19 protein-coding genes are annotated in these 23,461 nt (G+C 63.7%); 14 read left to right on the forward strand and 5 right to left on the reverse strand.

All coding sequences use genetic code 11. The features are described 5' to 3' along the window. Positions 1 to 150 precede the first annotated feature (150 nt). The 10 genes from DM807_RS14050 (at position 151) to gcvP (ending at position 12,615) form a co-directional block, all read left to right on the forward strand. Entirely contained in the window at positions 151 to 705 is a 555-nt protein-coding gene (locus DM807_RS14050; protein ID WP_016489744.1) for a YecA/YgfB family protein, read from the forward strand. A gap of 21 nt (positions 706 to 726) precedes the next feature. Further along, a complete protein-coding gene (gene pepP / locus DM807_RS14055) occupies positions 727 to 2,061 on the forward strand; it encodes a Xaa-Pro aminopeptidase (protein ID WP_060493203.1) in 1,335 nt (444 codons plus the stop codon). After that, positions 2,058 to 3,257: a 2-octaprenyl-6-methoxyphenyl hydroxylase gene (gene ubiH / locus DM807_RS14060; protein ID WP_012274753.1), complete on the forward strand. Its 1,200-nt coding sequence runs from the start codon at positions 2,058 to 2,060 to the stop codon at positions 3,255 to 3,257. The genes pepP and ubiH overlap by 4 nt, the downstream gene beginning before the upstream one ends. Next, on the forward strand, positions 3,254 to 3,736 hold the full coding sequence (locus DM807_RS14065) for a DUF4442 domain-containing protein (protein ID WP_012274752.1): 483 nt from the start codon (positions 3,254 to 3,256) through the stop codon (positions 3,734 to 3,736). Before ubiH ends, DM807_RS14065 begins: the two co-directional genes overlap by 4 nt. Positions 3,737 to 3,745: 9 nt before the next feature. Further along, on the forward strand, positions 3,746 to 4,963 hold the full coding sequence (locus DM807_RS14070; protein ID WP_176729469.1) for a 2-octaprenyl-3-methyl-6-methoxy-1,4-benzoquinol hydroxylase: 1,218 nt from the start codon (positions 3,746 to 3,748) through the stop codon (positions 4,961 to 4,963). A 218-nt stretch (positions 4,964 to 5,181) separates the two neighbouring features. Continuing rightward, positions 5,182 to 6,183 (forward strand): extracellular solute-binding protein, encoded by a 1,002-nt coding sequence (locus tag DM807_RS14075; RefSeq protein WP_012274750.1) that lies wholly within the window; start codon positions 5,182 to 5,184, stop codon positions 6,181 to 6,183. Positions 6,184 to 6,345: 162 nt separating this feature from the next. Next, entirely contained in the window at positions 6,346 to 7,968 is a 1,623-nt protein-coding gene (locus DM807_RS14080) for an ABC transporter permease (protein WP_060493204.1), read from the forward strand. A 123-nt stretch (positions 7,969 to 8,091) separates the two neighbouring features. Next, positions 8,092 to 9,174, forward strand: a complete 1,083-nt coding sequence (gene gcvT / locus DM807_RS14085) for a glycine cleavage system aminomethyltransferase GcvT (RefSeq protein WP_012274748.1) — start codon at positions 8,092 to 8,094, stop codon at positions 9,172 to 9,174. Between the two features lie 51 nt (positions 9,175 to 9,225). Further along, on the forward strand, positions 9,226 to 9,609 hold the full coding sequence (gcvH, locus tag DM807_RS14090; RefSeq protein ID WP_012274747.1) for a glycine cleavage system protein GcvH: 384 nt from the start codon (positions 9,226 to 9,228) through the stop codon (positions 9,607 to 9,609). Between the two features lie 132 nt (positions 9,610 to 9,741). Next, positions 9,742 to 12,615 carry an aminomethyl-transferring glycine dehydrogenase gene (gene gcvP, locus DM807_RS14095; RefSeq protein WP_012274746.1) on the forward strand — a complete coding sequence of 958 codons (2,874 nt, stop codon included), beginning with the start codon at positions 9,742 to 9,744 and terminating at the stop codon, positions 12,613 to 12,615. 51 nt (positions 12,616 to 12,666) lie between these two features. On the opposite strand, the gene DM807_RS14100 is transcribed toward gcvP, so the two are convergent. The 3 genes from DM807_RS14100 to DM807_RS14110 form a co-directional block, all read right to left on the reverse strand. Beyond that, entirely contained in the window at positions 12,667 to 12,981 is a 315-nt protein-coding gene (locus DM807_RS14100) for a DUF2388 domain-containing protein (protein ID WP_060493205.1), read from the reverse strand. An 88-nt stretch (positions 12,982 to 13,069) separates the two neighbouring features. Further along, a complete protein-coding gene (locus DM807_RS14105; protein ID WP_060493206.1) occupies positions 13,070 to 14,743 on the reverse strand; it encodes a GspE/PulE family protein in 1,674 nt (557 codons plus the stop codon). A gap of 110 nt (positions 14,744 to 14,853) precedes the next feature. Then, on the reverse strand, positions 14,854 to 15,159 hold the full coding sequence (locus tag DM807_RS14110) for a hypothetical protein (protein WP_179027469.1): 306 nt from the start codon (positions 15,157 to 15,159) through the stop codon (positions 14,854 to 14,856). A 126-nt stretch (positions 15,160 to 15,285) separates the two neighbouring features. On the opposite strand from DM807_RS14110, the gene DM807_RS14115 reads away from it, so the two are divergent. Next, the gene (locus tag DM807_RS14115; protein ID WP_012274742.1) at positions 15,286 to 15,756 is read left to right on the forward strand and encodes an Lrp/AsnC family transcriptional regulator; all 471 of its coding nucleotides are present in this window, start codon (positions 15,286 to 15,288) and stop codon (positions 15,754 to 15,756) included. 173 nt (positions 15,757 to 15,929) lie between these two features. Here DM807_RS14115 and DM807_RS14120 read toward each other — a convergent pair whose 3' ends face one another. Further along, positions 15,930 to 17,297 (reverse strand): CYTH domain-containing protein, encoded by a 1,368-nt coding sequence (locus tag DM807_RS14120; protein WP_012274741.1) that lies wholly within the window; start codon positions 17,295 to 17,297, stop codon positions 15,930 to 15,932. A gap of 116 nt (positions 17,298 to 17,413) precedes the next feature. Between DM807_RS14120 and argE the strand changes: the two genes are divergently transcribed. Then, entirely contained in the window at positions 17,414 to 18,556 is a 1,143-nt protein-coding gene (gene argE / locus DM807_RS14125; protein WP_179027470.1) for an acetylornithine deacetylase, read from the forward strand. A 124-nt stretch (positions 18,557 to 18,680) separates the two neighbouring features. Beyond that, entirely contained in the window at positions 18,681 to 19,979 is a 1,299-nt protein-coding gene (argA, locus tag DM807_RS14130) for an amino-acid N-acetyltransferase (protein WP_012274739.1), read from the forward strand. Positions 19,980 to 20,130: 151 nt separating this feature from the next. Here the strand turns inward: argA and DM807_RS14135 are convergent, their stop codons facing one another. Beyond that, on the reverse strand, positions 20,131 to 21,507 hold the full coding sequence (locus DM807_RS14135; protein ID WP_012274738.1) for a glutamine synthetase family protein: 1,377 nt from the start codon (positions 21,505 to 21,507) through the stop codon (positions 20,131 to 20,133). 574 nt (positions 21,508 to 22,081) lie between these two features. Here DM807_RS14135 and DM807_RS14140 point away from each other — a divergent pair. After that, positions 22,082 to 23,440, forward strand: coding sequence for a glutamine synthetase family protein (locus DM807_RS14140; RefSeq protein ID WP_012274737.1), 1,359 nt, complete (start codon positions 22,082 to 22,084; stop codon positions 23,438 to 23,440). Positions 23,441 to 23,461: the final 21 nt, after the last annotated feature.

Here is a 23,461-nt window from a genome sequence, read left to right on the forward strand (position 1 = left end):
TGCACTCGATTCGCTCCGTCGTTGAGTCACCTGGCGATGATGCCTCTCCCTGGGCGGCAACGGCCAGTGCCGATGGTCTTGGCGCGCCTGCCGGTGCTAGGATACAAGGTCTCCATTCTAGTCATTGCGCCGTCTGGCGCCTAGCTGCCCATGCCCAATACTCAATCGCCCTACATCGCCTTCGCCATGCTGCTTTCCAGTAATGGCCACCCTGTCACCCCTGCCGAACTGCACGGCCTGCTGATCGGCCGCAGCTGTGCCGGCGCCGGCTTCGATGCCGATGCCTGGCTGGCCGATGCCGCCCAACTGCTGGAAACCGAGCCGGGTGACACCGTGCGCAACGCCCTGATCGGCCTGCAGGAAATGGTCAAGGGCGAGCTGACCAGCGACGACATGGCCATCGTCCTGCTGCTGCCTTCCGACGACGCTGCCCTGAGCGACCGCGCCACCGCGCTGGGCCAGTGGTGCCAAGGCTTCATTACCGGTTTCGGCCTGAATGCCGGTGGCAAGGACCTGTCCGACGAGGCCAAGGATGTGCTGCAGGACCTGGTGGCCATTTCCCAGGTACAAGAAGCCCTCGAAGAGTCCGAAGACGGCGAGAGCGACTACATGGAAGTCATGGAGTACCTGCGCGTGGCACCTCTGTTGCTGTTCTCCGAGCTGGCCAAGCCGGCCGCACCCGCGCCCAAGCCATCGCTGCACTGATCAACCGGGGGAAGTCTGCCCATGAGCCACATACCCAAGGCCGAGTATGCCCGTCGGCGCAAGGCGCTGATGGCGCAGATGGTCCCCAACAGCATCGCCATTCTGCCCGCCGCTGCGGTTGCCATCCGCAACCGTGACGTCGAGCACGTGTACCGCCAGGACAGCGACTTCCAGTACCTCAGCGGCTTCCCGGAGCCTGAGGCGGTGATTGCGCTGATACCGGGGCGCGAGCATGGCGAATATGTACTGTTCTGCCGTGAACGCAACCCCGAGCGCGAGCTGTGGGACGGCCTGCGGGCCGGCCAGGAAGGCGCGGTGGGCGATTTCGGCGCCGACGATGCCTTCCCCATTACCGACATCGATGAGATCTTGCCGGGCCTGATCGAAGGCCGTGAGCGGGTCTACAGCGCCATGGGCAGCAACCCCGAATTCGACCGCCGGCTGATGGACTGGATCAACGTGATCCGCTCCAAGGCACGCCTGGGCGCCCAGCCACCGAACGAGTTCGTTGCGCTGGATCATCTGCTGCACGACATGCGCCTGTATAAATCGGCGGCGGAAGTGAAGGTGATGCGCGCGGCCGCAGACATTTCGGCGCGGGCCCATGTGCGGGCCATGCAGGCCTGCCGGGCCGGGCTGCACGAATACAGCCTGGAAGCCGAGCTGGACTACGAATTCCGCAAGGGCGGGGCGAAGATGCCGGCCTACGGCTCAATCGTCGCGGCCGGGCGCAATGGCTGCATCCTGCACTATCAGCAGAACGACGCGCCGCTCAAGGATGGCGACCTGGTGCTGATCGACGCTGGCTGCGAAATCGACTGCTACGCCAGCGACATCACCCGCACCTTCCCGGTCAGCGGGCGCTTTTCGCCCGAGCAGAAGGCCATCTACGAGCTGGTGCTCAAGGCCCAGGCGGCGGCGTTTACCGAAATCGCCCCCGGCAAACACTGGAACCACGCCCATGAGGCGACCGTACGGGTGATCACCGCTGGCCTGGTGGAGCTGGGCTTGCTGGAAGGGGATGTGCAGGCGCTGATCGACAGCGAGGCCTATCGCGCCTTCTACATGCACCGCGCCGGGCACTGGTTGGGCATGGATGTGCACGACGTGGGCGACTACAAGGTGGGCGGCGAATGGCGGGTGCTGGAACCCGGCATGGCGCTGACCGTGGAGCCGGGGATCTACATTGGCGCCGACAATCAGGCCGTGGCCAAGAAGTGGCGCGGCATTGGGGTAAGGATCGAGGACGACGTGGTGGTGACCAGGCAAGGTTGTGAAATCCTGACTTCGGGCGTGCCGCGCACGGTTGCCGAGATCGAGGCGCTGATGCAGGCCGCCCGCAAGGACGCGGCATGAACCGGGTAAACCTGGCGATCATCGGTGGTGGCCTGGTGGGTGCAAGCCTGGCCTTGGCGCTGCAGGCAGGGGCCAAGGCGCGTGGCTGGAAGATCCTGCTGATCGAGCCGTTCGCTCCCGGCGACAGCTTTCAGCCCAGCTACGATGCGCGCTCGTCGGCGTTGTCATTCGGCACCCAGCAGATCTATCAACAACTTGGCCTGTGGCAAGCCATCGGCCGCCGCGCCGAGCCGATCCGGCAGATTCACGTATCCGACCGTGGCCGCTTTGGCGCCACCCGCCTGGATGCCCTGGAAGAGGGAGTCCCGGCGCTGGGTTACGTGGTGGAGAACGCCTGGCTCGGGCAGTGCCTGTGGCAAGGGCTGGACAGCGAGGTGGTGAGCTGGCGCTGCCCGGCGGAAGTGACCGCGATGCAGGCCATCGAAGGCGGTTACCGCCTGCGGCTCAACGATGACACCCAACTGGAATGCGACCTGGCGGTACTGGCCGACGGTGGCCGCTCCGGCCTGCGCGAGCAGCTGGGTATCCATGTGCGCCACACGCCTTACCAGCAGAGTGCGTTGATCGCCAACATCACCCCGGGTGAAGCCCACGGTGGCCAGGCTTTCGAGCGCTTCACCGAAGAGGGCCCCATGGCCCTGCTGCCGCTGCCGGAAAACCGCTGCGCATTGGTGTGGACCCGTCAGGGCATGGATGCACGGCGTCTGGCTGACATCGACGAGCGCAGCTTCCTGCGCGAGCTGCAGGGAGTGTTCGGCTATCGCCTGGGCGCGCTGCGCCAGGTGGGCGCACGGCACCTCTACCCGCTGTCGTTGATCGAGGCCCAGGAGCAGGTGCGGCCGCACCTGGTGGTGCTGGGCAACGCAGCGCACAGCCTGCACCCCATCGCCGGCCAAGGCTTCAACCTGTCGCTGCGTGACGTGCAGTCGCTGGCCGAAGCGTTGCTGGCCGGCCCGCAGCAGCCTGGCGACCTGACCACGCTGCAGGCCTATCACCAGCGCCAGCGCCTGGACCAGGCCATGACAATTGGCTTCTCCGACCAGGTCACCCGCCTGTTCGGCAGCAACCAGCCGCTGCTGGCCGCCGGGCGCAACCTTGGCCTGCTCGGGCTCGACCTGTTGCCACCGGCAAAAAGCTGGTTCGCCCGCCAGGCCATGGGCCTGGGCACCCGCCCTGATTCGCGGGGCCAGGCATGAGCAACCCGCGTAAACTGGCACGTCGGGCGCGCATGCTGCGCTGGCTGCTGAACCTTTACCCACCGTACCTGGGCGCCGGTATCCGTGTGCAGCACATCAGCCCGGACCTGCGCAGCGTCAAGGTGGCGATGAAACTGACGCGCTGGAACCGCAATTACGTCGGTACCCAGTTCGGTGGCAGCCTGTATGCCATGGTCGACCCGTTCTACATGCTGTTGTTGATCGAGCAGCTGGGGCGCGACTACATCGTCTGGGACAAGGCCGCCAGCATCGATTTCATCTCGCCGGGCAAAGGCCCGGTGTATGCCGAATTCCACGTCGATGATGCGCTGCTGGCCGACATCCGCCAGCAGACCGCCACCGGCAAGAAGTGCCTGCCGCGTTTGCAGGTCGATATCCGCGATGGTGCCGGCGAGCTGGTGGCGCGGGTCGATAAAACCCTATACGTGCGGCTCAAGCCGCAAGCGAGGCAGGCGTAAGGCATGGAAATGCGCGCAGATCTGTTGATTGTCGGTGCCGGTATGGTCGGCAGCGCCCTGGCCCTGGCGTTGCGCCACAGTGGCCTGCAAATCCTGTTGGTCGATGGTGGCCCGCTGACGGTCAAACCCTTCGACGCCCAGGCCCCGTTCGAGCCGCGTGTCAGCGCGCTGTCGGCGGCCAGCCAGCGCATCCTCGAGCGCCTTGGCGCCTGGGAAGGCATTGCCCAGCGGCGTGCCACGCCGTACACCGACATGCAGGTGTGGGATGGCAGTGGAACCGGGCAGATTCACTTCTCGGCGGCCAGCGTGCATGCCCAGGTGCTCGGCCATATCGTCGAGAACCGGGTGGTGCAGGATGGCCTGCTGGAGCGCCTGCATGACAGCGACATCGGCCTGCTGGCCAATGCGCGGCTGGAACAATTGCGCCGCTCTGGCGATGAGTGGCTGCTGACCCTGGCCGATGGCCGGCAACTGCGTGCACCGCTGGTGATCGCCGCCGACGGAGCAAACTCGGCGGTGCGGCGCCTGGCCGGCTGCGAAACCCGCGAGTGGGATTATCTGCACCATGCCATCGTCACCAGTGTGCGCTGCAGTGCCGGGCACCAGAGTACGGCCTGGCAGCGCTTCACCGATGAGGGGCCGCTGGCTTTCCTGCCGTTGGTCCGCGATGGCCAGCAGGATTGGTGCTCGATTGTGTGGTCGACTACCCCGGAACATGCCGAGCAGTTGATGGCGCTGGATGAAGCGGCCTTCCTGCAGGCCCTGGAACGTGCCTTCGAGGGGCGCCTGGGCCATGTGCTGCAGGCCGACCCTCGGGTGTGCGTGCCGCTGCGCCAGCGCCACGCCAAGCGTTATGTGGATGAGGGCCTGGCGTTGATCGGCGATGCTGCGCACACCATCCACCCGCTCGCGGGGCAGGGTGTGAACCTGGGCTTCCTGGATGCCGCGGTGCTGGCCGAGGTGCTGGTCAATGCCTGCGAGCGTGGCGAGCGGTTGGCGGATGTGAAGGTGTTGAGCCGTTACGAACGGCGGCGCATGCCGCACAACCTGGCGTTGATGGCGGCCATGGAAGGGTTCGAACGGTTGTTCCAGGCTGATCCGCTGCCGTTGCGCTGGTTGCGAAATAGTGGGTTGAAACTGGTGGAGAAGATGCCGGAGGCCAAGGCGGTGTTTGTGCGCCAGGCGCTGGGTTTGAGTGGGGACCTGCCGGATTTGGCCAAGGCTTGAGATTGCTGGGGCCGCTTTGCGGCCCATCGCGACACAAGGCCGCTCCTACAGGGATATCACAAGGCCAGAGGTCACTCGGGCCCTGTAGGAGCGGCCTTGCGTCGCGATGGGCTGCGCAGCAGCCCCCTCTGCAACATCCGGTAACGGCTAGGTAGATGAGCCAGAAAATGGGATTCACTACCATTTGCACCTCTCAAACGATCCGAGGAGTGCTTCACATGTTGCCACGCAAGCCCCTACTGGCCGCTCTGGCCCTGACCCTGTTCGGCGGCACCGCCCAAGCAGCGGACGAAGTGGTGGTGTACTCCTCGCGCATCGACGAGCTGATCAAGCCGGTGTTCGATGCGTATACCGCCAAGACCGGGGTCAAGATCAAGTTCATCACCGACAAGGAAGCCCCGCTGATGCAGCGCATCAAGGCCGAGGGCGACAACGGCGTGGCCGACCTGCTGCTGACCGTCGATGCCGGCAACCTGTGGCAGGCCGAGCAGATGGGCATTCTGCAGCCAATCAAGTCCGACATCATCGACCAGAACATTCCGCCGCAGTACCGCGCCTCGTCCCATGACTGGACCGGCCTGAGCCTGCGCGCTCGCACCATCATCTACTCCACCGAGCGGGTCAAACCCGAGGAGTTGAGCACCTACGAAGCCCTGGCTGACAAGCAGTGGGAAGGCCGCCTGTGCCTGCGCACCGCGAAGAAAGTGTACAACCAGTCGCTGACCGCCACCCTGATCGAAACCCACGGTGAGGCGAAGACCGAGCAAGTCGTCAAAGGCTGGGTCAACAACCTGTCCACCGATGTGTTCTCCGACGACAACGCGGTGATCCAGGCCATCGAGGCCGGCCAGTGTGACGTGGGTGTGGTCAACACCTACTACTACGGCCGCCTGCACAAGCAGAACCCGAACCTGCCGGTGAAGATCTTCTGGCCCAACCAGGGTGATCGTGGGGTGCACGTGAACCTGTCGGGTATTGGCCTGACCAAGCATGCACCGCACCCGGAAGCCGCGAAAAAGCTGGTGGAATGGATGACGGGTGAAGAAGCGCAGAAGCTGTTCGCCGACATCAACCAGGAGTTCCCGGCCAACCCGAAGGTCAAACCATCGGATGAAGTGGCTGCGTGGGGCAGCTTCAAGGCCGACAGCATTCCAGTGGAAATCGCTGGCAAGCGCCAGGCTGAAGCCATTCGCCTGATGGATCGGGCTGGCTACAACTAAGCGCCAGGCTTTATCCTTCCGGGGCCTATCAGGGCCCTTTCGCGGGCACGCCCGCTCCCACAGGAACTGCACAGGATTCAAGCATCCTGCGGCCCCTGTGGGAGCGGGCATGCCCGCGAACGACCGCCGAGCGGTCGCAAATCAGCCACAGAGACAGTCAACTTGCCCCACACCCCCCAACGCCGCTGGTACTTACCGGTCTCCTTGATCGCCGCCCTGGTGCTGCTGCCCCTGAGCGTGCTGCTGCTGTCCTGGCAATCGATTGATCTGCAGATCTGGTCGCACCTGCTCGACACCCAGATGACTCGCCTGCTCGGCAATACCCTGACGCTGGTGGTGGGTGTAGGCATCGGCGTCACCGTGCTGGGCGTCAGCCTCGCCTGGCTCACCAGCCTCTGCGAGTTCCCCGGTCGGCGCTGGCTGGACTGGGCGCTGATGCTGCCGTTCGCCATCCCGGCCTATGTACTGGCGTTCGTCTTCGTCGGCCTGCTGGACTTCGCCGGGCCGGTGCAAAGCGCCCTGCGTGAAGTGTTCGGGCCAATGCGCCTGCCTCGGGTGCGTTCCACCGGCGGGGTGATCATCGTTTTGGTGCTGGTGTTCTACCCCTATGTCTACTTGCTGGCACGCACGGCGTTCCTGGCCCAAGGCAAGGGCCTGATGGAGGCGGCGCGGGTGCTCGGGCTGTCGCCCCTGCAGGCATTCTGGCGTGTGGCACTGCCCATGGCGCGACCGGCGATCGGCGCCGGCATCGCGTTGGCACTGATGGAAACCCTGGCCGATTTCGGTGCGGTGGCGGTGTTCAACTTCGACACCTTCACCACTGCCATCTACAAGACCTGGTACGGCTTCTTCAGCTTGTCCAGTGCAGCCCAACTGGCCAGCCTGCTGCTGTTGGCCGTCATGCTGGTGCTGTACGGCGAGCGCCGCGCGCGCGGTGCTAGCCGCAGTGGCAACGAACGGCCGCGCGCGCAGGCGCTGTATCACCTGCGTGGGGTCAAGGCGTTGCTGGCCAGTGGTTGGTGCCTGCTGGTGTTCGCCTGCGCTTTTGTCATCCCACTGCTGCAACTGTTGGTGTGGTTCTGGCAGCGCGGTCGGCATGACCTGGACGAGCGTTATGTCGGCCTGGTGCTGCACACCCTGTACCTGGGCGGCATGGCGGCGCTGGTCACGGTATGCGTGGCACTGCTGCTGGCCTTTGCCCGGCGCCAGGCGCCGACCGGCGGTATTCGCGCCGGGGTTGGCCTGGCCAACCTGGGGTATGCCTTGCCCGGTTCGGTGTTGGCGGTGTCGATCATGCTGGCCTTCAGTTACCTCGACAACCACCTGGTCATCCCGCTGTCCAGCTGGCTGGGCGGGGCCGGCAAGCCGCTGCTGCTAGGCAGCCTTTCGGCGTTGCTGCTGGCCTACCTGGTGCGCTTCATCGCAGTGGCTTACGGGCCACTGGAGAGCAGCCTGGAACGCATTCGCCCGTCACTGCCCGAAGCCTCCCGAAGCCTCGGTGTCGGTGGCGCAAGATTGTTTTTCAAGGTGTATCTGCCGCTGCTGGTACCCGGTGCCCTTAGCGCGGCATTGTTGGTGTTCGTCGACGTGCTCAAGGAAATGCCAGCCACCTTGCTGATGCGACCGTTCGGCTGGGACACCCTCGCCGTGCGGGTATTCGAGATGACCAGCGAGGGCGAGTGGGCGCGTGCCTCGCTGCCAGCATTGACGCTGGTGCTGGTGGGCCTGTTGCCGGTCATCGGCCTGATCCGCCGCTCGGCACGTCGACCCGGTCACAGTCACTGAGGGTGCCAGCTGGCGACCTTGCGGCTACAATGCGCGGCATTCGCGCGGCGGGTACTTACAACAAGAGCTGACGACCCACGTCATCGACCGCCGCCGCTTCGCCACGCCCGGAAGGAGAAACCCATGGGACAGCGCACGCTTTTGTATGACCTGCATCTGGCGCTAGGCGCCAAGACGGTCGATTTCGGTGGCTGGGACATGCCCCTGCACTATGGCTCGCAGGTCGAGGAGCACCATCAGGTGCGCAGCGACTGCGGCGTCTTCGATGTTTCCCATATGACCGTGATCGATGTCGACGGCACCGATGCCACCGCTTGGCTGCAGCGTTTGCTGGCCAACGACGTGGCCCGCCTCGACGACGTCGGCAAGGCACTGTACAGCCCGCTGCTCCACGAGCAGGGTGGGGTAATCGACGACTTGCTCGTCTACCGCATGGAAAACGGCTACCGCCTGGTCACCAATGCCGCCACCCGAGCCAAAGTGCTCGACTGGTTAGAGCAGCAGCGGGCCGGTTTCGCCGTGAACTTCCAGCCCCGTCCCGACCTGGCCATCCTCGCCATCCAGGGGCCGCATGCCCGCGAAAAGGTCGCCGCTTTGCTCAGCCCTGCACGCGCGGCCCTGATTCGTGAACTGCGCCCGTTCGAAGGCGTCGCCGAAGGTGACTGGTTCATTGCCCGCACCGGGTACACCGGTGAAGACGGCCTGGAGATCATCTTTCCAGGCGATCAAGCAGTGGCCTTCTTCAACGACCTGGTCGGCGCCGGCATTGCCCCGAGCGGCCTTGGCGCCCGCGATACGTTGCGCCTGGAAGCCGGCATGAACCTGTACGGCCAGGACATCGACGAAAACCACACTCCGCTCACTTCCAACCTGGGCTGGAGCATCGCCTGGGAGCCCGCCGAGCGCGACTTCATCGGCCGTGCCGGCCTGTTGGCGGAAATCGAGCGCGGTGTGCAGGAGAAACTGGTCGGTCTGGTGCTGGAAGAGCGCGGCGTGCTGCGTGCCCACCAGGTGGTGCGCGTAGCCGGGATTGGCGAAGGGGAGATCACCAGTGGTAGTTTCTCACCTACGCTGAGCAAGTCCATTGCCCTGGCGCGCGTGCCCATGGCGACCGGTGACCGGGCCGAAGTGGAAATTCGCGGCAAATGGTACCCGGTGCGGGTGGTCAAACCGACCTTCGTGCGCCACGGCAAGATCCTGATCTGAACAATTATCAACCGGCGGGCGTACCGCTGAGCCAATCGAGGAATTCAAGACATGAGCAATATCCCCGCCGACCTGCGTTTTGCCGAAAGCCATGAATGGGCTCGCCTGGAAGCCGACGGCAGCGTGACCGTGGGTATCAGCGACCACGCCCAGCAAGCCTTGGGTGACGTGGTGTTCGTCGAGTTGGCCGAAGTCGGCAAGGTATTCGCCGCTGGCGACGCTGCCGGCGTGGTCGAGTCGGTCAAGGCCGCTTCGGACATCTACGCCCCGATCGGTGGTGAAGTGATTGCCGTCAACGAAGAACTGGCCGACAGCCCAGAGCAGCTCAACGAAGAACCGTACGGCGCGTGGATCTTCAAACTGAAGCCAAGCGACAAGGCCGAGCTGGACAAGCTGCTTGACGCTGCTGGTTACGCAGCAGCTATCGGCGAGTAACACCGCGTCGCCTGCTTCGCGGCTTTAGCCGCGAAGAGGCCAGGCCTGTGAGCAAGTTTCCCCGCAGAATCGGCAATCCCTTCCTAGACTTGTAAGTCTCCATGAGACCCGGTCTAGGAAGAGAGCGTCGTCATGTCCCAGTCGCCATCCCTGCATCAACTGCAAGAGCTCAACCCTTTCCTGCGTCGCCACCTGGGCCCCGATGCCGCCGAGCAGCAGGCCATGCTCAAGGTGCTGGGCGTCGCCAGCCGCAACGAGCTGATCGAGCAGACCGTACCGCCTGACATCCGCCTCAATCGCCCCCTCGACCTGCCGGCGGCGCTGGACGAACAGGCCGCCCTGGCCAAGCTCGCCGGTTACGCCGAACAGAACCAGGTGTGGACCAGCCTGATCGGCATGGGCTACCACGGCACCATCACCCCCACGGTCATCCTGCGCAACGTGCTGGAAAACCCCGGCTGGTACACCGCCTACACGCCCTACCAACCGGAAATTGCCCAGGGCCGGCTCGAGGCGCTGCTGAACTTCCAGCAGATGGTCATCGACCTCACCGGCCTGGCCCTGGCCAATGCCTCGCTGCTCGATGAAGCCACCGCCGCCGCCGAGGCCATGGCCCTGGCCAAGCGGGTGGCGCGCAACAAGAGCAACGCGTTCTTCGCCGACGAACACTGCCACCCGCAGACCCTGTCGGTACTCAAGACCCGCGCCGAGGGCTTCGGCTTCGAGCTGATCGTCGATGCTGTGGATAACCTTGCCAATCACGCGGTGTTCGGCGCTTTGCTGCAGTACCCCGACACCCATGGCGAAGTGCGCGACTTGCGCCCGCTGATCGACCAGTTGCACAGCCAACAGGCCCTGGCCTGCGTGGCGGCCGACCTGCTCAGCCTGGTGGTGCTGGCGCCACCGGGGGAACTGGGTGCCGATGTGGTGCTGGGCTCGACCCAGCGCTTTGGTGTGCCGATGGGCTACGGCGGGCCCCACGCGGCCTATTTCGCCTGCCGCGACGACTACAAACGGGCCATGCCGGGGCGCATCATCGGCGTATCGCGCGACGCCCGTGGTAACACGGCATTGCGTATGGCCCTGCAAACCCGCGAGCAGCATATCCGCCGCGAGAAGGCCAACTCCAACATCTGCACGGCCCAGGTGCTGCTGGCCAACATTGCCGGCTTCTACGCGGTGTACCACGGCCCGGAAGGCCTGCAACGCATCGCCCAGCGCGTGCACCGGCTGACCTTCATCCTGGCCGCCGGCCTTGAGGCCAAAGGCATCAAGCGGCTCAACCAGCACTTCTTCGACACCCTTACCCTGGATGTTGGCGGGGCGCAGGCGGCCATCATCGAAAGCGCCGAAGCGGCGCACATCAACCTGCGCATTCTAGGGCGCGGGCATTTGGGCGTGAGCCTGGATGAAACGTGCAACGAGCATACGGTGCTGCGCCTGCTCGATATTTTCCTAGGCGTGGATCACGGCCTGGAAATCGCCGCCCTCGACCAGTTGGCCCTGCCTGAAGGCATTCCCGCCAGCCTGGTACGGCGCACCCCCTTGCTTGCCCACCCGGTATTCAACCTACACCACAGCGAAACCGAGATGCTGCGCTACCTCAAGCAGCTGGAGAACAAGGACCTGGCGCTTAACCAGTCGATGATCCCGCTGGGCTCCTGCACCATGAAACTCAACGCCACCAGCGAGATGATACCCATCACCTGGCCCGGTTTCGCTCACCTGCATCCGTTTGCCCCAGCGTCCCAGGCCAGCGGGTACAAGGCGATGATCGACGAGCTGGAAAGCTGGCTGTGCGCGATCACAGGCTTCGATGCCATCTGCATGCAGCCCAACTCCGGTGCTCAGGGCGAGTACGCCGGCCTGATGGCGATAACCCGCTACCACCGCAGCCGTCACCAGCCGCAGCGCACGTTGTGCCTGATCCCGTCGTCAGCGCACGGTACCAACCCGGCGTCAGCGCAGATGGCTGGCATGGAAGTGGTGATCGTCGATTGCGACAACGATGGCAACGTCGACCTGGCCGACCTCAAGGCCAAAGCCCACGCGGCGGGGGAGCGCCTGTCGTGCCTTATGATCACCTACCCCTCGACCCATGGCGTGTACGAAGAGGGCATACGCGAAATTTGCGAGGTGGTGCACCAGCACGGCGGCCAGGTGTACATGGACGGTGCCAACCTCAATGCCCAGGTGGGCTTGGCGCGCCCGGCGGACATTGGGGCCGATGTTTCGCACATGAACCTGCACAAGACCTTCTGCATCCCCCATGGCGGCGGCGGCCCGGGCATGGGGCCGATTGGTATTCGCGCGCACCTTACGCCGTTCGTCGCCAGCCACCCTGTGGTGCCGGTGCCGGGGTTGGACCCGAACAACAGCGCGGTCAGTGCCGCGCCCTGGGGCAGCGCAAGCATTTTGCCGATCAGCTGGATGTATATCGCCATGATGGGCCCGCAGCTGGCCGATGCCAGCGAGGTAGCGATTCTCTCGGCCAACTACCTGGCCAGCCAGCTGGGAGGTGCTTTCCCGGTGCTCTATCGCGGGCGAAACCAGCGTGTGGCGCATGAGTGCATCCTCGACCTGCGGCCGTTGAAGGCCCTGACCGGCATCAGCGAGGAGGATGTCGCCAAGCGCCTGATGGACTATGGCTTCCATGCGCCGACCATGTCGTTCCCGGTGCCGGGCACGCTGATGGTGGAACCGACCGAAAGTGAATCGAAGGCCGAGCTGGACCGGTTTGTCGAGGCCATGCTGGCGATTCGGGCGGAAATTGCCGAGGTGCAGGAGGGCAACTGGCCAGCGGAGAACAACCCGCTCAAACATGCGCCGCATACCCTGGCGGATGTACTGGGGGTGTGGGACAGGCCGTATAGCCTGGAGCAGGCAGTGGCACCCAGTGCTCATGCGCGCCAGCATAAGTACTGGCCGGCGGTGAACCGGGTGGACAACGTGTATGGGGACAGGAATTTGTTCTGTGCTTGTGTGCCGGTGGAGGCGTATCGCTGAGTTCGGTGGTGGGTGCGTCGCGGGCGCTTGCCCGCGACGCAGACGACGCGGTTACTCGGCTACCGCATTCTTCGCCAGGATGGCATTGGCCAGCTCCATGTCGGACGCTTGCATCCCCGGGTTCTCTGCCCGTGCCTGGCGCATGGCCGCTTCCAGGAACGGCCCGCGAATCGCGCCTTCGCTGGCGACGAAGCTGCTGGCGTCATCCTGCGCGGCCACGACCAGCTTGTGGTCGCGCGAGGTCAGGTAGCTCGATGCCGTAGTGGCACCGGAAGTCATCACGTTACGCCAGAAGGTATCGGCCATGGCCGAGCCGATAGGCAGCGAGAGCAAGGCAGCGGCGGCGATGGCGGTTTTGAGACGCATGTTGAAACACCTCGAAGGGTGAGGGTTGAAGATGCGCGGTTGGATCTTTTCGGACGAGGCAAGTTCCTTGAATACAAAGGACTTTTCGTCAGTTACAGACGCGTAGCACTTCCTCCGCACGGGTCTGTCCGCTAGCCACCTTTGCTTCTCCGCAGCGACGCAGGTCAACCAGGCCGTCGGCCAGTGCCTGGCGCCGTAAATGTGCCAGGTCGGCGTGGGGACCGATCAATGCACGCAGGCTTTCGCTGGGCTGCAACAGCTCGAACAAGCCCGTGCGCCCATGAAAACCGGTGCCTCGGCAGGTTTGGCAAGTGGCTGATGAACGTGCCTGGCAGTCCGTGCACACGGTGCGCACCAGGCGTTGGGCCATGACCCCGATCAGCGTCGCCTTGATCAGGTAGTCGGCTACGCCCAGCTCAAGCAAGCGTGTGATTGCTGCGCAAGCATCGTTGGTATGCAGGGTCGACAGCACCAGGTGCCCGGTGAGTGCAGCTTGCACCGCCACCAGGGCGGTTTCGCGGTCACGGATTTCGCCGATCATGATGATATCCGGGTCCTGGCGCAGCATGGCCCGCACGCCGTTGGCAAAACCCAGGTCCAGCGCGGGCTGCACCTGCAGCTGGTTGAAGGCAGGGTCGAGGCGCTCGATGGGGTCTTCGATGGTGCACAGGTTGACCTGCGGCGTGGCCAGCAGCTTGAGGCTGGCGTACAGGGTGCTGGTCTTGCCGGAACCGGTGGGGCCAGTCACCAGGATAATGCCCTGGCGCTGGTGCAGCAGGCCTTGCCACTGGGCCAATTGCTGGCCTTGCAGGCCGAGGTGGTCGAAGCCCTCCTGCAGCTGCTGCGGGTCGAACAGGCGCAGCACCAGTTTTTCGCCAAACGGGGTGGGCAGGGTGGATAGCCGCAGCTCCACTTCACTGCCGCCTGGCAGGCGGCTTTGCAACCTACCGTCCTGCGGCCGGCGCTTTTCTGCCACATCCATGCGGCCCAGGTGTTTCAGGCGGCTGACCAGCGCCAGGGTGACGCTGGCTGGGAAGGCATAGACAGTGTGCAACAGGCCGTCAATGCGGTAACGCAGCTGGCCCTGTTCGCGGCGGGGCTCCAAGTGGACATCGCTGGCGCGCTGTTCAATGGCGTACTGCAGCAGCCAATCGACGATATGCACGATGTGCGCGTCGTCGGCACCGGCCTCGGCCTGGCGCTTGCCCAGTTCCAGCAATTGCTCGAGTTCGCCCAGGCTCGTCGACTGCTGGTACTGCGCGCCTTTTACCGATTGGGCCAGATGCTGAAACGACTGCCCGGACTGGCGGATCTGTAGCGGGCTGGCCAGCACGCGCCGAACTGATCTGCCGAGGCTACGGGCCAGGTCTGCCTGCCAGTCATCCTGATAGGGCTGGGCGCTGGCGACGGTAACGCTGGACGCATCGGCGGCGACGATGAGAATGCCATGGCGCTGGGCGAAGGCAGGGGAGATCAAGCCGGCGACCTGGGGCAGGTCGAGTTGCATGGGGTCGATGCGCAAGTAGGGCTGGCCAACCTTGTTGGCCAGCCATTGGCAGAGGTGGTCCAGGTCCAGGGGTTGGCCGGTGTGGTGGCGGTCTTCCAGGCTGCAAGCAGCGATCTGCTCCAGCGGGTGGCCTGTGGGGTGGGTGGTGGCGTGTTCGAGTACTTGCAAGGTGTCGTTGGCATGCAAGCGCTGGTCGGCGAGCAGAGCTTCGAGCACGCAGTTGAGGTCGAGTGCCGGGCTGTCGGGGGTATGCATGGTGGGCGTCCGTGCCTGATGAGAGCGTGCTGATCAAGGCTAGCCGGGCGGCGCAGAGGCATCGGAGGTGAAAGGTTTCGGGGTTTTGCTGCACAGCCACAGCAGCGCTGTCAGACCGCGGCCAGTTCCACCCGTTGCAGGTTGGTCAGGCTTACTTCGCCAACACACACCAGGTTACGCAGTTTCTGCGCAATCACCTCGGCCCGGTGCCAGCTCAAACCGCCGATGCCGACTTCAATGTTCAGCCAGTCTCCCTGCTGGTTGACCTGCACGCTGTGCGGGGTCAGGAATTGCAGGGCGAACAGGTTGAGCACCCGGCACAGGCTGTCAGGCTCGGCTTCGGCCTGCAGGCGATAGTGCACGGTGCTGTGGGCGTTGTTGGCGGCCCAGGCGTCGGTACGGGGCTGTGCGTTCATGCTGGTCTCCGCAAATGTGGGAGAAATTCTTGCACGTTGGTCGGGGTATTTTTTCGCTATGATTTGATCTTTTCGCGGGCTTTGCGAATTGATCAATTCATAGGTCGCGTATTTGGAGGCATATCAATGCACAGCCAGCTGGACGCCTACGATCGCCGTATTCTCGAACTACTGCAAGAGGACGCTTCACTGTCCAGTGCACAGATCGCCGAGCGCGTGGGGCTTTCGCAATCGCCGTGCTGGCGGCGTATTCAGCGGTTGAAGGAAGAGGGGGTAATTCGCGGGCAGGTAACCTTGCTGGACCGCAAGAAGGTCGGCCTGAACACGCAGATTTTTGCCGAGGTGAAGCTCAATGCTCACGGGCGTTCCAACTTTACCGAATTCACCGAGGCGATCCGCGGGTTTCCGGAGGTGCTGGAGTGTTATGTGCTAATGGGGTCTGTGGACTTTTTGCTGCGCATCGTCACATCGGACATCGAAGCTTACGAGCGCTTCTTCTTCGAAAAGCTGTCGAACGTGCCGGGCATTCAGGAAGTGAACTCGATTGTGGCGCTGTCGGAGATCAAGTCCACCACCAGCCTGCCACTGTCGCGGTGAGGCAGCTTCAAACCTGCTGGCGCGGTCCCTTGTAGGAGCGGCCTTGTGTCGCGATAGGGCCGCAAAGCGGCCCCAGCAATATCAGCTTAATTGCACAAATCCTGGGGGTGCTTCGCACCCCTTTCGCGACACAAGGCCGCTCCTACAAAGGCTGTGTTAGCCTCCAGAGGGGATCAAGCCTTGAGCAGGTGCTTCCAACCGCGACTCTGATCCACTGCCCGAGCCTGCTCGATACGCGCTTCCAGCACTTCATCGCTGATCGGCAGTTCGGCCAGCTCATGCAGCTTCTTCAGGTCGCCATACAGGCGGTCCATTTGCGGTGCTTCCAGCACCTGGCGGGCGTGGTGCAGCCAGGCCAGCAGTTGCTCGATACGTGGCAACTGCTCGGCCAGGTCTTCCGGGCGCTGGGTGTACAGTGGCAGCTTCAACGCTCGGCCTTCCTCGCCCAGCAGGTGCCCCAGCCAGCTGGCCAGCTGCGCCTTGCCCTGGCGCTCGCCACGGCCCTTGCGCTCTGTGGTCCAGGCGCGGGCCAGCAGCCAGCGCGAGGTTTCCAGTGAGAACTGGCCCCAGCGTACGTCTTCCAGCTCTTCGGCGAACTGCTCGGGCGCGGCGCGGCGGATATCTTCGTCATCGTTGCCGGCCTGAACCAGCGGGCGCCAGTCTTCGAGCAGCGCGTCAAGGCTGGCGCGCAGGTCGCGGGTGGTCGCGCGCGGTGCCGCCTGGCCCAGGCTGGCGGTGAGGGCACGCAGTTCACTCAGGCACTCGACCCAGTCCTGCAGCAGGCGCCAGTGGCCGTTGTGGCGGTACTGCTCGGCAAGGCGCTGGCTGCTGCCCAGCAGCTGCCAGGCCAGGGCGGCATAGGCGTCGTCCAAGGCCATTTCGGCTTCCAGCTCGGTATGCGGCAGGCCCAGCTCGTAGCTGTCCGGCTCCAGCAGTCGGTAGCCGCGCTCGGCCTTGCTGATGTCGCAGGGCATCAGTGGCAGGCTGGCGGCGAGTTCGGCGGCCAGTTCCAGCAATGCTTGCGGGTCACCTTCGCGCAGCTCCAGCTCCAGCTCGCAGATCTCTTCCTTGCGCTTGCCGGCGATCACGAAACCCTGGTCCAGCGCCGCCTCGATCACCACCTTGCTCTTGCCACGGCCCCAGGCGATTTCGGCGTATTCACGGCTGAAGTCGGTGGTGAACAGCGGCTTGATGGTTTTCTTGTCCAGGTTGGCCAACTGCTCGGGCCAGCAAGTGGCGTCCAGCTTTTTCAGGTCGAGCTTGACCTTGTCCAGGTTCCATTCGTACTCGTTGCGCTCGGACAGGCCGGCCACGCTGGTACCGCGGCATTTGAGGGTCTGGATGATGGCGTCGCCATCGCGGCGCAGGCGCAGCGCGACACGGGCGGCGGACAACTCACGCTCGGGGGTGTCGAAGTACTGGTTGAGCAGTTCACGGGTCTGCCAGCCGGACTTGTTGCGCTTTTTCAGCAGAGGGTGCTCGCGCAGGGCGGCAAGGGTCTCGCGGCTGGCGCGGAGCTTCAGTTCGGTTTCTTTGTGCATCACAGACTCGAAAGAGGGGGCGTGGTTGGCGGAGAGTCTACAGCAGTCCGCCCTCAACGGTTTATTCCAGACAGCGGATAGTCCTATGATGGGCAACGCTTCCGAGGAGTACGCGCATGCCGTTGCCGACGCTGAAAGACCAGTTCGCCGCCTTGATCGCCGCGCCTTCGGTCAGTTGCACCCATCCCGCGCTGGACCAGTCCAACCGCCAGGTCATCGACCTGCTGGCGGGCTGGCTGGGCGACTTGGGTTTCAGGTGTGACATCCAACAGGTCAGCCCCGGCAAGTTCAACCTGCTGGCCAGTCGCGGCACCGGCCCGGGAGGCCTGGTGCTGGCCGGGCACAGCGATACCGTTCCGTATGACGAACAGCTGTGGGCCAGCGACCCGCTGAAGCTGACCGAGGCCGATGGCCGTTGGGTTGGCTTGGGCAGCTGCGACATGAAGGGCTTCTTCGCCCTGGTCATCGAAGCGGTCATCCCGCTGCTGGAGCACGACTTCAAGCAGCCGCTGTTGATCCTCGCTACCTGTGACGAAGAAAGCTCCATGTCCGGCGCCCGCGCCCTGGCCGAGGCCGGCCAGCCTCTTGGTCGTGCGGCGGTTATCGGTGAGCCTACCGGGCTGCGGCCGATCCGCATGCACAAGGGCATTCTCATGGACCGCATCGACATCCTTGGGCGCAGCGGCCATTCGTCGGACCCAAGCCTGGGCCGCAGCGCCATGGAAGCCATGCACGCGGTGATGGGCGAGCTGATGGGCCTGCGCCAGCAATGGCAGCAAACCTACCGCAACCCGCAGTTCACCGTGCCGACCCCGACCCTGAACTTTGGTTGCATCCACGGGGGTGACAACCCCAACCGTATCTGCGGCCAATGTGCCCTGGAATTCGACCTGCGGCCGCTGCCGGGCATGGACGTGGAGCAACTGCGCGCGGCCATTCGCGAAAAGCTGGTGCCCGTGGCGGAGCGTCATGATGTACGCATCGACTACGCGCCACTGTTCCCGGAGGTGCCGCCGTTCGAACAGGCCGCCGATGCCGAGCTGGTACACGTCGCGGAACGGCTGACCGGCCACCGCGCCGAAGCGGTGGCGTTCGGCACCGAAGCGCCTTATCTTCAGCAGCTGGGTTGCCAGACCATCGTGCTGGGCCCTGGCGACATCGCCTGTGCCCACCAGCCCGGCGAATACCTTGAAATGTCACGAATCGAGCCTACCGTGCGTCTATTGCGTGACTTGATTCGGCACTATTGCCTGCACTAAACGTCAATCGAACTGATTCGTTCCTGCCTAGAGGAGACCGCGCGTGACCGCAAGCCTGTTCCGACGATGATTCTGAACGCCCCCTGTATCGCCGTTCTCCGTCCACTTATCCACAGGCCCTGTCATGCCCGATTACGTCAACTGGCTGCGTCATGCCTCCCCGTACATCAATGCCCATCGCGACTGCACCTTCGTGGTCATGCTCCCTGGCGATGGGGTGGAGCACCCTAACTTCGGCAATATCGTCCACGACCTGGTACTGCTGCACAGCCTGGGCGTGCGCCTGGTGCTGGTACATGGTTCGCGCCCACAGATCGAAAGCCGCCTGGCCGATCGCGGCCTGACCCCGCACTACCATCGGGGCATGCGCATTACCGATGCCGCCACGCTGGACTGCGTGATCGATGCTGTCGGCGCCCTGCGCCTGGCCATCGAAGCGCGCCTGTCGATGGATATCGCCGCTTCGCCCATGCAGGGCTCGCGCTTGCGCGTGGCATCCGGCAACCTGGTGACCGCACGGCCGATTGGCGTGCTTGAAGGGGTTGATTACCACCACACCGGTGAAGTGCGCCGGGTCGACCGCAAGGGCATCAGCCGTCTGCTCGACGAGCGTTCCATCGTCCTGTTGTCGCCCCTGGGCTACTCGCCTACCGGGGAAATTTTCAACCTGGCCTGCGAAGACGTGGCTACCCGTGCGGCCATCGAGCTGGGCGCCGACAAGTTGCTGTTGTTCGGCGCCGAGCCTGGCCTGCTGGACGCCGACGGTAAACTGGTGCGCGAACTGCGCCCGCAGCAGGTTGCCCCGCATCTGCAGCGCCTGGGCAGCGATTACCAGGGCGAACTGCTGGATGCCGCAGCCGAGGCCTGCAAAGGCGGCGTGGCACGTAGCCATATCGTCAGCTATGCCGAGGATGGTGCGCTGCTGACCGAGCTGTTCACCCGTGGTGGTGGCGGTACGCTGGTGTCGCAGGAGCAGTTCGAAGTGGTGCGCGAGGCGAGCATCGAGGACGTTGGCGGCTTGCTGGAGTTGATCAGCCCGCTGGAAGAACAGGGCATTCTGGTGCGCCGTTCGCGCGAGGTGCTGGAGCGCGAGATCGAACAGTTCAGCGTGGTCGAGCGTGAAGGCATGATCATCGCCTGTGCGGCGCTGTACCCGATTGCCGATTCCGAGGCGGGGGAGCTGGCGTGCCTGGCAGTGAACCCGGAGTACCGCCATGGTGGGCGTGGGGACGAGCTGCTGGAGCGCATCGAGAGCCGGGCGCGGCAGATGGGCTTGAATACCTTGTTTGTGCTCACAACGCGCACTGCGCACTGGTTCCGCGAGCGCGGCTTTGCGCCGAGTGGGGTAGAGCGGCTGCCGGCGGCGCGGGCTTCGCTGTACAACTACCAGCGTAATTCGAAGATTTTCGAGAAGGCCCTGTAAACCTGTGCCGGCCTCTTCGCGGGTGAACCCGCTCCCACAGGATCTTCACCGGACCTGAGGCTGGCGCTATCCCTGTGGGAGCGGGTTTACCCGCGAAGCAGGCGACACGGCCTGGAATGAAAAACGCCGCCCTTGTGGGCGGCGTTTTCGTTTACACGGTATGCAGGTACCAGTTGTACTCGAGGTCGGAGATCGAGTGTTCGAACTCCTCCAGCTCGCTCTCCTTGCACGCGACAAAGATGTCGATGTACTTAGGATCGATGTACTTGTTGAGGATCTCGCTGTCGTCCAACTCGCGCAGGGCATCACGCAGGTTGTTCGGCAGGCTCTGCTCCAGCTGCTCGTACGAGTTGCCTTCGATCGGCGCGCCTGGCTCGATCTTGTTGGTCAGGCCATGGTGCACGCCTGCCAGCACGGCAGCCATCATCAGGTACGGGTTGGCGTCGGCACCGGCCACGCGGTGCTCGAGACGTACAGCGTCCGCCGAGCCGGTTGGCACGCGCAGTGCGACAGTGCGGTTGTCCAGGCCCCAGCTTGGCGCGTTCGGCACGTAGAACTGTGCGCCAAAGCGGCGGTACGAGTTGACGTTCGGGCAAAGGAACGCCATGGACGCGGGCAGGGTCTCGAGCACACCGCCGACAGCATGACGTAGCGCGGCGTTCTGCTCGGGATCCTCGCTGGTGAAGATGTTGTTGCCATCTTTGTCCAGCACGGAAATGTGTACATGCAGGCCGTTGCCTGCCTGGCCCGGGTAGGGCTTGGCCATGAAGGTGGTGTCCATTTCATGGTCGTAGGCGATGTTCTTGATCAACCGCTTGAGCAGTACCGCGTAGTCGCAGGCCTTGAGCGGGTCGGCCACGTGGTGCAGGTTGACTTCGAACTGCGCCGGGGCGCTTTCCTTGACGATGGCGTCGGCTGGGATGCCTTGCTCTTTCGCGCCTTCGAGGATGTCCTGCAGGCAGTCGGCATATTCGTCGAGGTCGTCGATCAGGTACACCTGGGTCGACTGCGGGCGCTTACCCGAAATTGGCGAGCGTGGTGGCTGCGGGCGGCCGTTCACGTTCTCCTGGTCGATCAGGTAGAACTCCAGTTCGAATGCGGCGCAGATAGTCAGGCCCAATTCATCGAACTTGCTCACCACCTGACGCAGCACTTCGCGTGGGTCGGCGAAGAATGGCTCGCCTTCCAGTTCGTGCATGGTCATCAGCAGCTGGGCGGTGGGGCGTTTTTGCCACGGCTCGTTACAGAGCGTGTCGGGGATTGGATAGCAGATGCGGTCAGCATCGCCGATGTCCAGGCCCAGCCCGGTACTTTCGACGGTGGAACCGTTGATGTCCAGGGCGAAGAGGGAGGCCGGCAGGTTGATGCCTTTCTCGTAAACCTTGTGGAGGCTGGTGCGCTCAATGCGCTTGCCACGCACCACACCATTCATATCTGCAATCAGAAGGTCAACGTAGAGAACCTCAGGATGTTCCTTAAGGAACGCGTTCGCTTCGTTAAGCTGAACGGCACGCGGGGGTACCGACATGATGCAACACCTTTGTTGTTAAAAATATCAATCAAGGGGGGCTTGCAGGACCAGTCAATCGAAAAGCCATACTGATGTCAAGCCAACCCCATGATGCCCTGAAATGGCACATCTACGGCAGATTTGCTGCATATCGGGGCAAAGCATTATCCGCTATTTACCGCGTAAAGGGCTATCTCCGGTGCACCGTGTTTTATTTTTTACGGAGGTGTTGTGTAAAAAAATGAACAAGGCTAAGCTCGGTCTCAACCCAGAACACAATAATACGAGGGTCACATGGTCCGCTTGCCGCGACCTGAAAGCACTGCCTGCGCGGTGTCATCAGGTACATCCGTCGTTTCTGCAAGCATCGTCAATGGCGTGGTCGCCCTGGCCGCAATAATTGACGTTTGGTGCTCCCAGGCCCGCCCTCGTAGCGGCTTGCCGCCCTTCGTTTCGTCTTCCTGCCTTTCGAACTCATTACGGACACAGCTGATTTCAGTGTATCCACTGTGGCTCTGCGCGTGGGTTTTTGCTTTAGCAATCTACTCCATCCAGAATCAAGACGTGGACCACCTTACCTCCTGAGGTATTTATGAGTAACAACCTCGACCAGCTCACCGATTGGTTGAAAGAGCACAAGATCACCGAAGTCGAATGCATGATCAGTGACCTGACCGGCATCACGCGCGGCAAGATTTCGCCCACCAACAAATTCATCGCCGAAAAAGGCATGCGCCTGCCCGAGAGCGTGTTGCTGCAGACGGTGACCGGCGACTACGTCGACGACGACATCTATTACGAACTGCTCGACCCGGCCGACATCGACATGATCTGCCGCCCCGACGAAAACGCCGTGTTCCTTGTACCGTGGGCCATCGAGCCGACCGCCCAGGTCATCCACGACACCTACGACAAAAAGGGCAACCCGGTCGAACTGTCGCCGCGCAACGTGCTGAAGAAAGTCCTGCAGCTGTACGCCGACAAGGGCTGGCAGCCGATCGTCGCGCCCGAGATGGAGTTCTACCTGACCAAGCGCAGCGAAGACCCGGACTTCCCGCTGCAGCCCCCGGTAGGCCGCTCCGGCCGCCCAGAGACCGGCCGTCAGTCGTTCTCCATCGAAGCCGCCAACGAATTCGACCCGCTGTTCGAAGACGTCTACGACTGGTGCGAACTGCAGCAGCTGGACCTCGACACGCTGATCCACGAAGACGGCACGGCGCAGATGGAAATCAACTTCCGTCACGGCGACGCCCTGCACCTGGCCGACCAGATTCTGGTGTTCAAGCGCACCATGCGCGAGGCGGCGCTCAAGCACAACGTGGCCGCCACCTTCATGGCCAAGCCGATGACCGGCGAGCCGGGCAGTGCCATGCACCTGCACCAGAGCGTGGTCGACGTGGCTACCGGCAAGAACATCTTCAGCAATGAAGACGGCAGCATGAGCGCGCTATTCCTCAACCACATTGGTGGCCTGCAGAAGTTCATCCCCGAGGCGCTGCCGCTGTTCGCGCCCAACGTCAACTCGTTCCGCCGCTTCCTGCCCGACACCTCGGCGCCGGTGAACGTGGAGTGGGGCGAAGAAAACCGCACGGTCGGCTTGCGCGTACCGGATGCCGGCCCGCAAAGCCGCCGGGTCGAGAACCGCCTGCCGGGCGCCGACGCCAACCCTTACCTGGCCATCGCCGCCAGCTTGCTGTGTGGCTACATCGGTATGGTCGAAGGCATCGAGGCCAGCGCGCCGGTACAGGGCCGTGGTTATGAGCGCCGCAACCTGCGCCTGCCACTGACCATCGAAGATGCCTTGGAACGCATGGAAAACAGCCGTGCGCTGGTGCAATACCTGGGCAAAAAATTCATTACCGGATATGTCGCCACCAAGCGTGCCGAGCACGAAAACTTCAAACGCGTCATCAGTTCGTGGGAGCGTGAGTTCCTGCTGTTCGCTGTCTGATCAACCCTGGTGCCGCAGGAG

This window comes from Pseudomonas hunanensis, from assembly GCF_013393325.1.
Lineage (GTDB): Bacteria > Pseudomonadota > Gammaproteobacteria > Pseudomonadales > Pseudomonadaceae > Aquipseudomonas > Aquipseudomonas putida_P.

What these genes read in the sequence shown, in the direction of transcription:
- DM807_RS14050 (WP_016489744.1), top strand. Translation starts at nt 151, where the DNA reads ATGCCCAATACTCAATCGCCCTACATCGCCTTCGCCATGCTGCTTTCC.
- pepP (WP_060493203.1), top strand. Translation starts at nt 727, where the DNA reads ATGAGCCACATACCCAAGGCCGAGTATGCCCGTCGGCGCAAGGCGCTG.
- ubiH (WP_012274753.1), top strand. Translation starts at nt 2,058, where the DNA reads ATGAACCGGGTAAACCTGGCGATCATCGGTGGTGGCCTGGTGGGTGCA.
- DM807_RS14065 (WP_012274752.1), top strand. Translation starts at nt 3,254, where the DNA reads ATGAGCAACCCGCGTAAACTGGCACGTCGGGCGCGCATGCTGCGCTGG.
- DM807_RS14070 (WP_176729469.1), top strand. Translation starts at nt 3,746, where the DNA reads ATGCGCGCAGATCTGTTGATTGTCGGTGCCGGTATGGTCGGCAGCGCC.
- DM807_RS14075 (WP_012274750.1), top strand. Translation starts at nt 5,182, where the DNA reads ATGTTGCCACGCAAGCCCCTACTGGCCGCTCTGGCCCTGACCCTGTTC.
- gcvT (WP_012274748.1), top strand. Translation starts at nt 8,092, where the DNA reads ATGGGACAGCGCACGCTTTTGTATGACCTGCATCTGGCGCTAGGCGCC.
- gcvH (WP_012274747.1), top strand. Translation starts at nt 9,226, where the DNA reads ATGAGCAATATCCCCGCCGACCTGCGTTTTGCCGAAAGCCATGAATGG.
- gcvP (WP_012274746.1), top strand. Translation starts at nt 9,742, where the DNA reads ATGTCCCAGTCGCCATCCCTGCATCAACTGCAAGAGCTCAACCCTTTC.
- DM807_RS14100 (WP_060493205.1), bottom strand. Translation starts at nt 12,981, where the DNA reads ATGCGTCTCAAAACCGCCATCGCCGCCGCTGCCTTGCTCTCGCTGCCT.
- DM807_RS14105 (WP_060493206.1), bottom strand. Translation starts at nt 14,743, where the DNA reads ATGCATACCCCCGACAGCCCGGCACTCGACCTCAACTGCGTGCTCGAA.
- DM807_RS14110 (WP_179027469.1), bottom strand. Translation starts at nt 15,159, where the DNA reads ATGAACGCACAGCCCCGTACCGACGCCTGGGCCGCCAACAACGCCCAC.
- DM807_RS14115 (WP_012274742.1), top strand. Translation starts at nt 15,286, where the DNA reads ATGCACAGCCAGCTGGACGCCTACGATCGCCGTATTCTCGAACTACTG.
- DM807_RS14120 (WP_012274741.1), bottom strand. Translation starts at nt 17,297, where the DNA reads ATGCACAAAGAAACCGAACTGAAGCTCCGCGCCAGCCGCGAGACCCTT.
- argE (WP_179027470.1), top strand. Translation starts at nt 17,414, where the DNA reads ATGCCGTTGCCGACGCTGAAAGACCAGTTCGCCGCCTTGATCGCCGCG.
- argA (WP_012274739.1), top strand. Translation starts at nt 18,681, where the DNA reads ATGCCCGATTACGTCAACTGGCTGCGTCATGCCTCCCCGTACATCAAT.
- DM807_RS14135 (WP_012274738.1), bottom strand. Translation starts at nt 21,507, where the DNA reads ATGTCGGTACCCCCGCGTGCCGTTCAGCTTAACGAAGCGAACGCGTTC.
- DM807_RS14140 (WP_012274737.1), top strand. Translation starts at nt 22,082, where the DNA reads ATGAGTAACAACCTCGACCAGCTCACCGATTGGTTGAAAGAGCACAAG.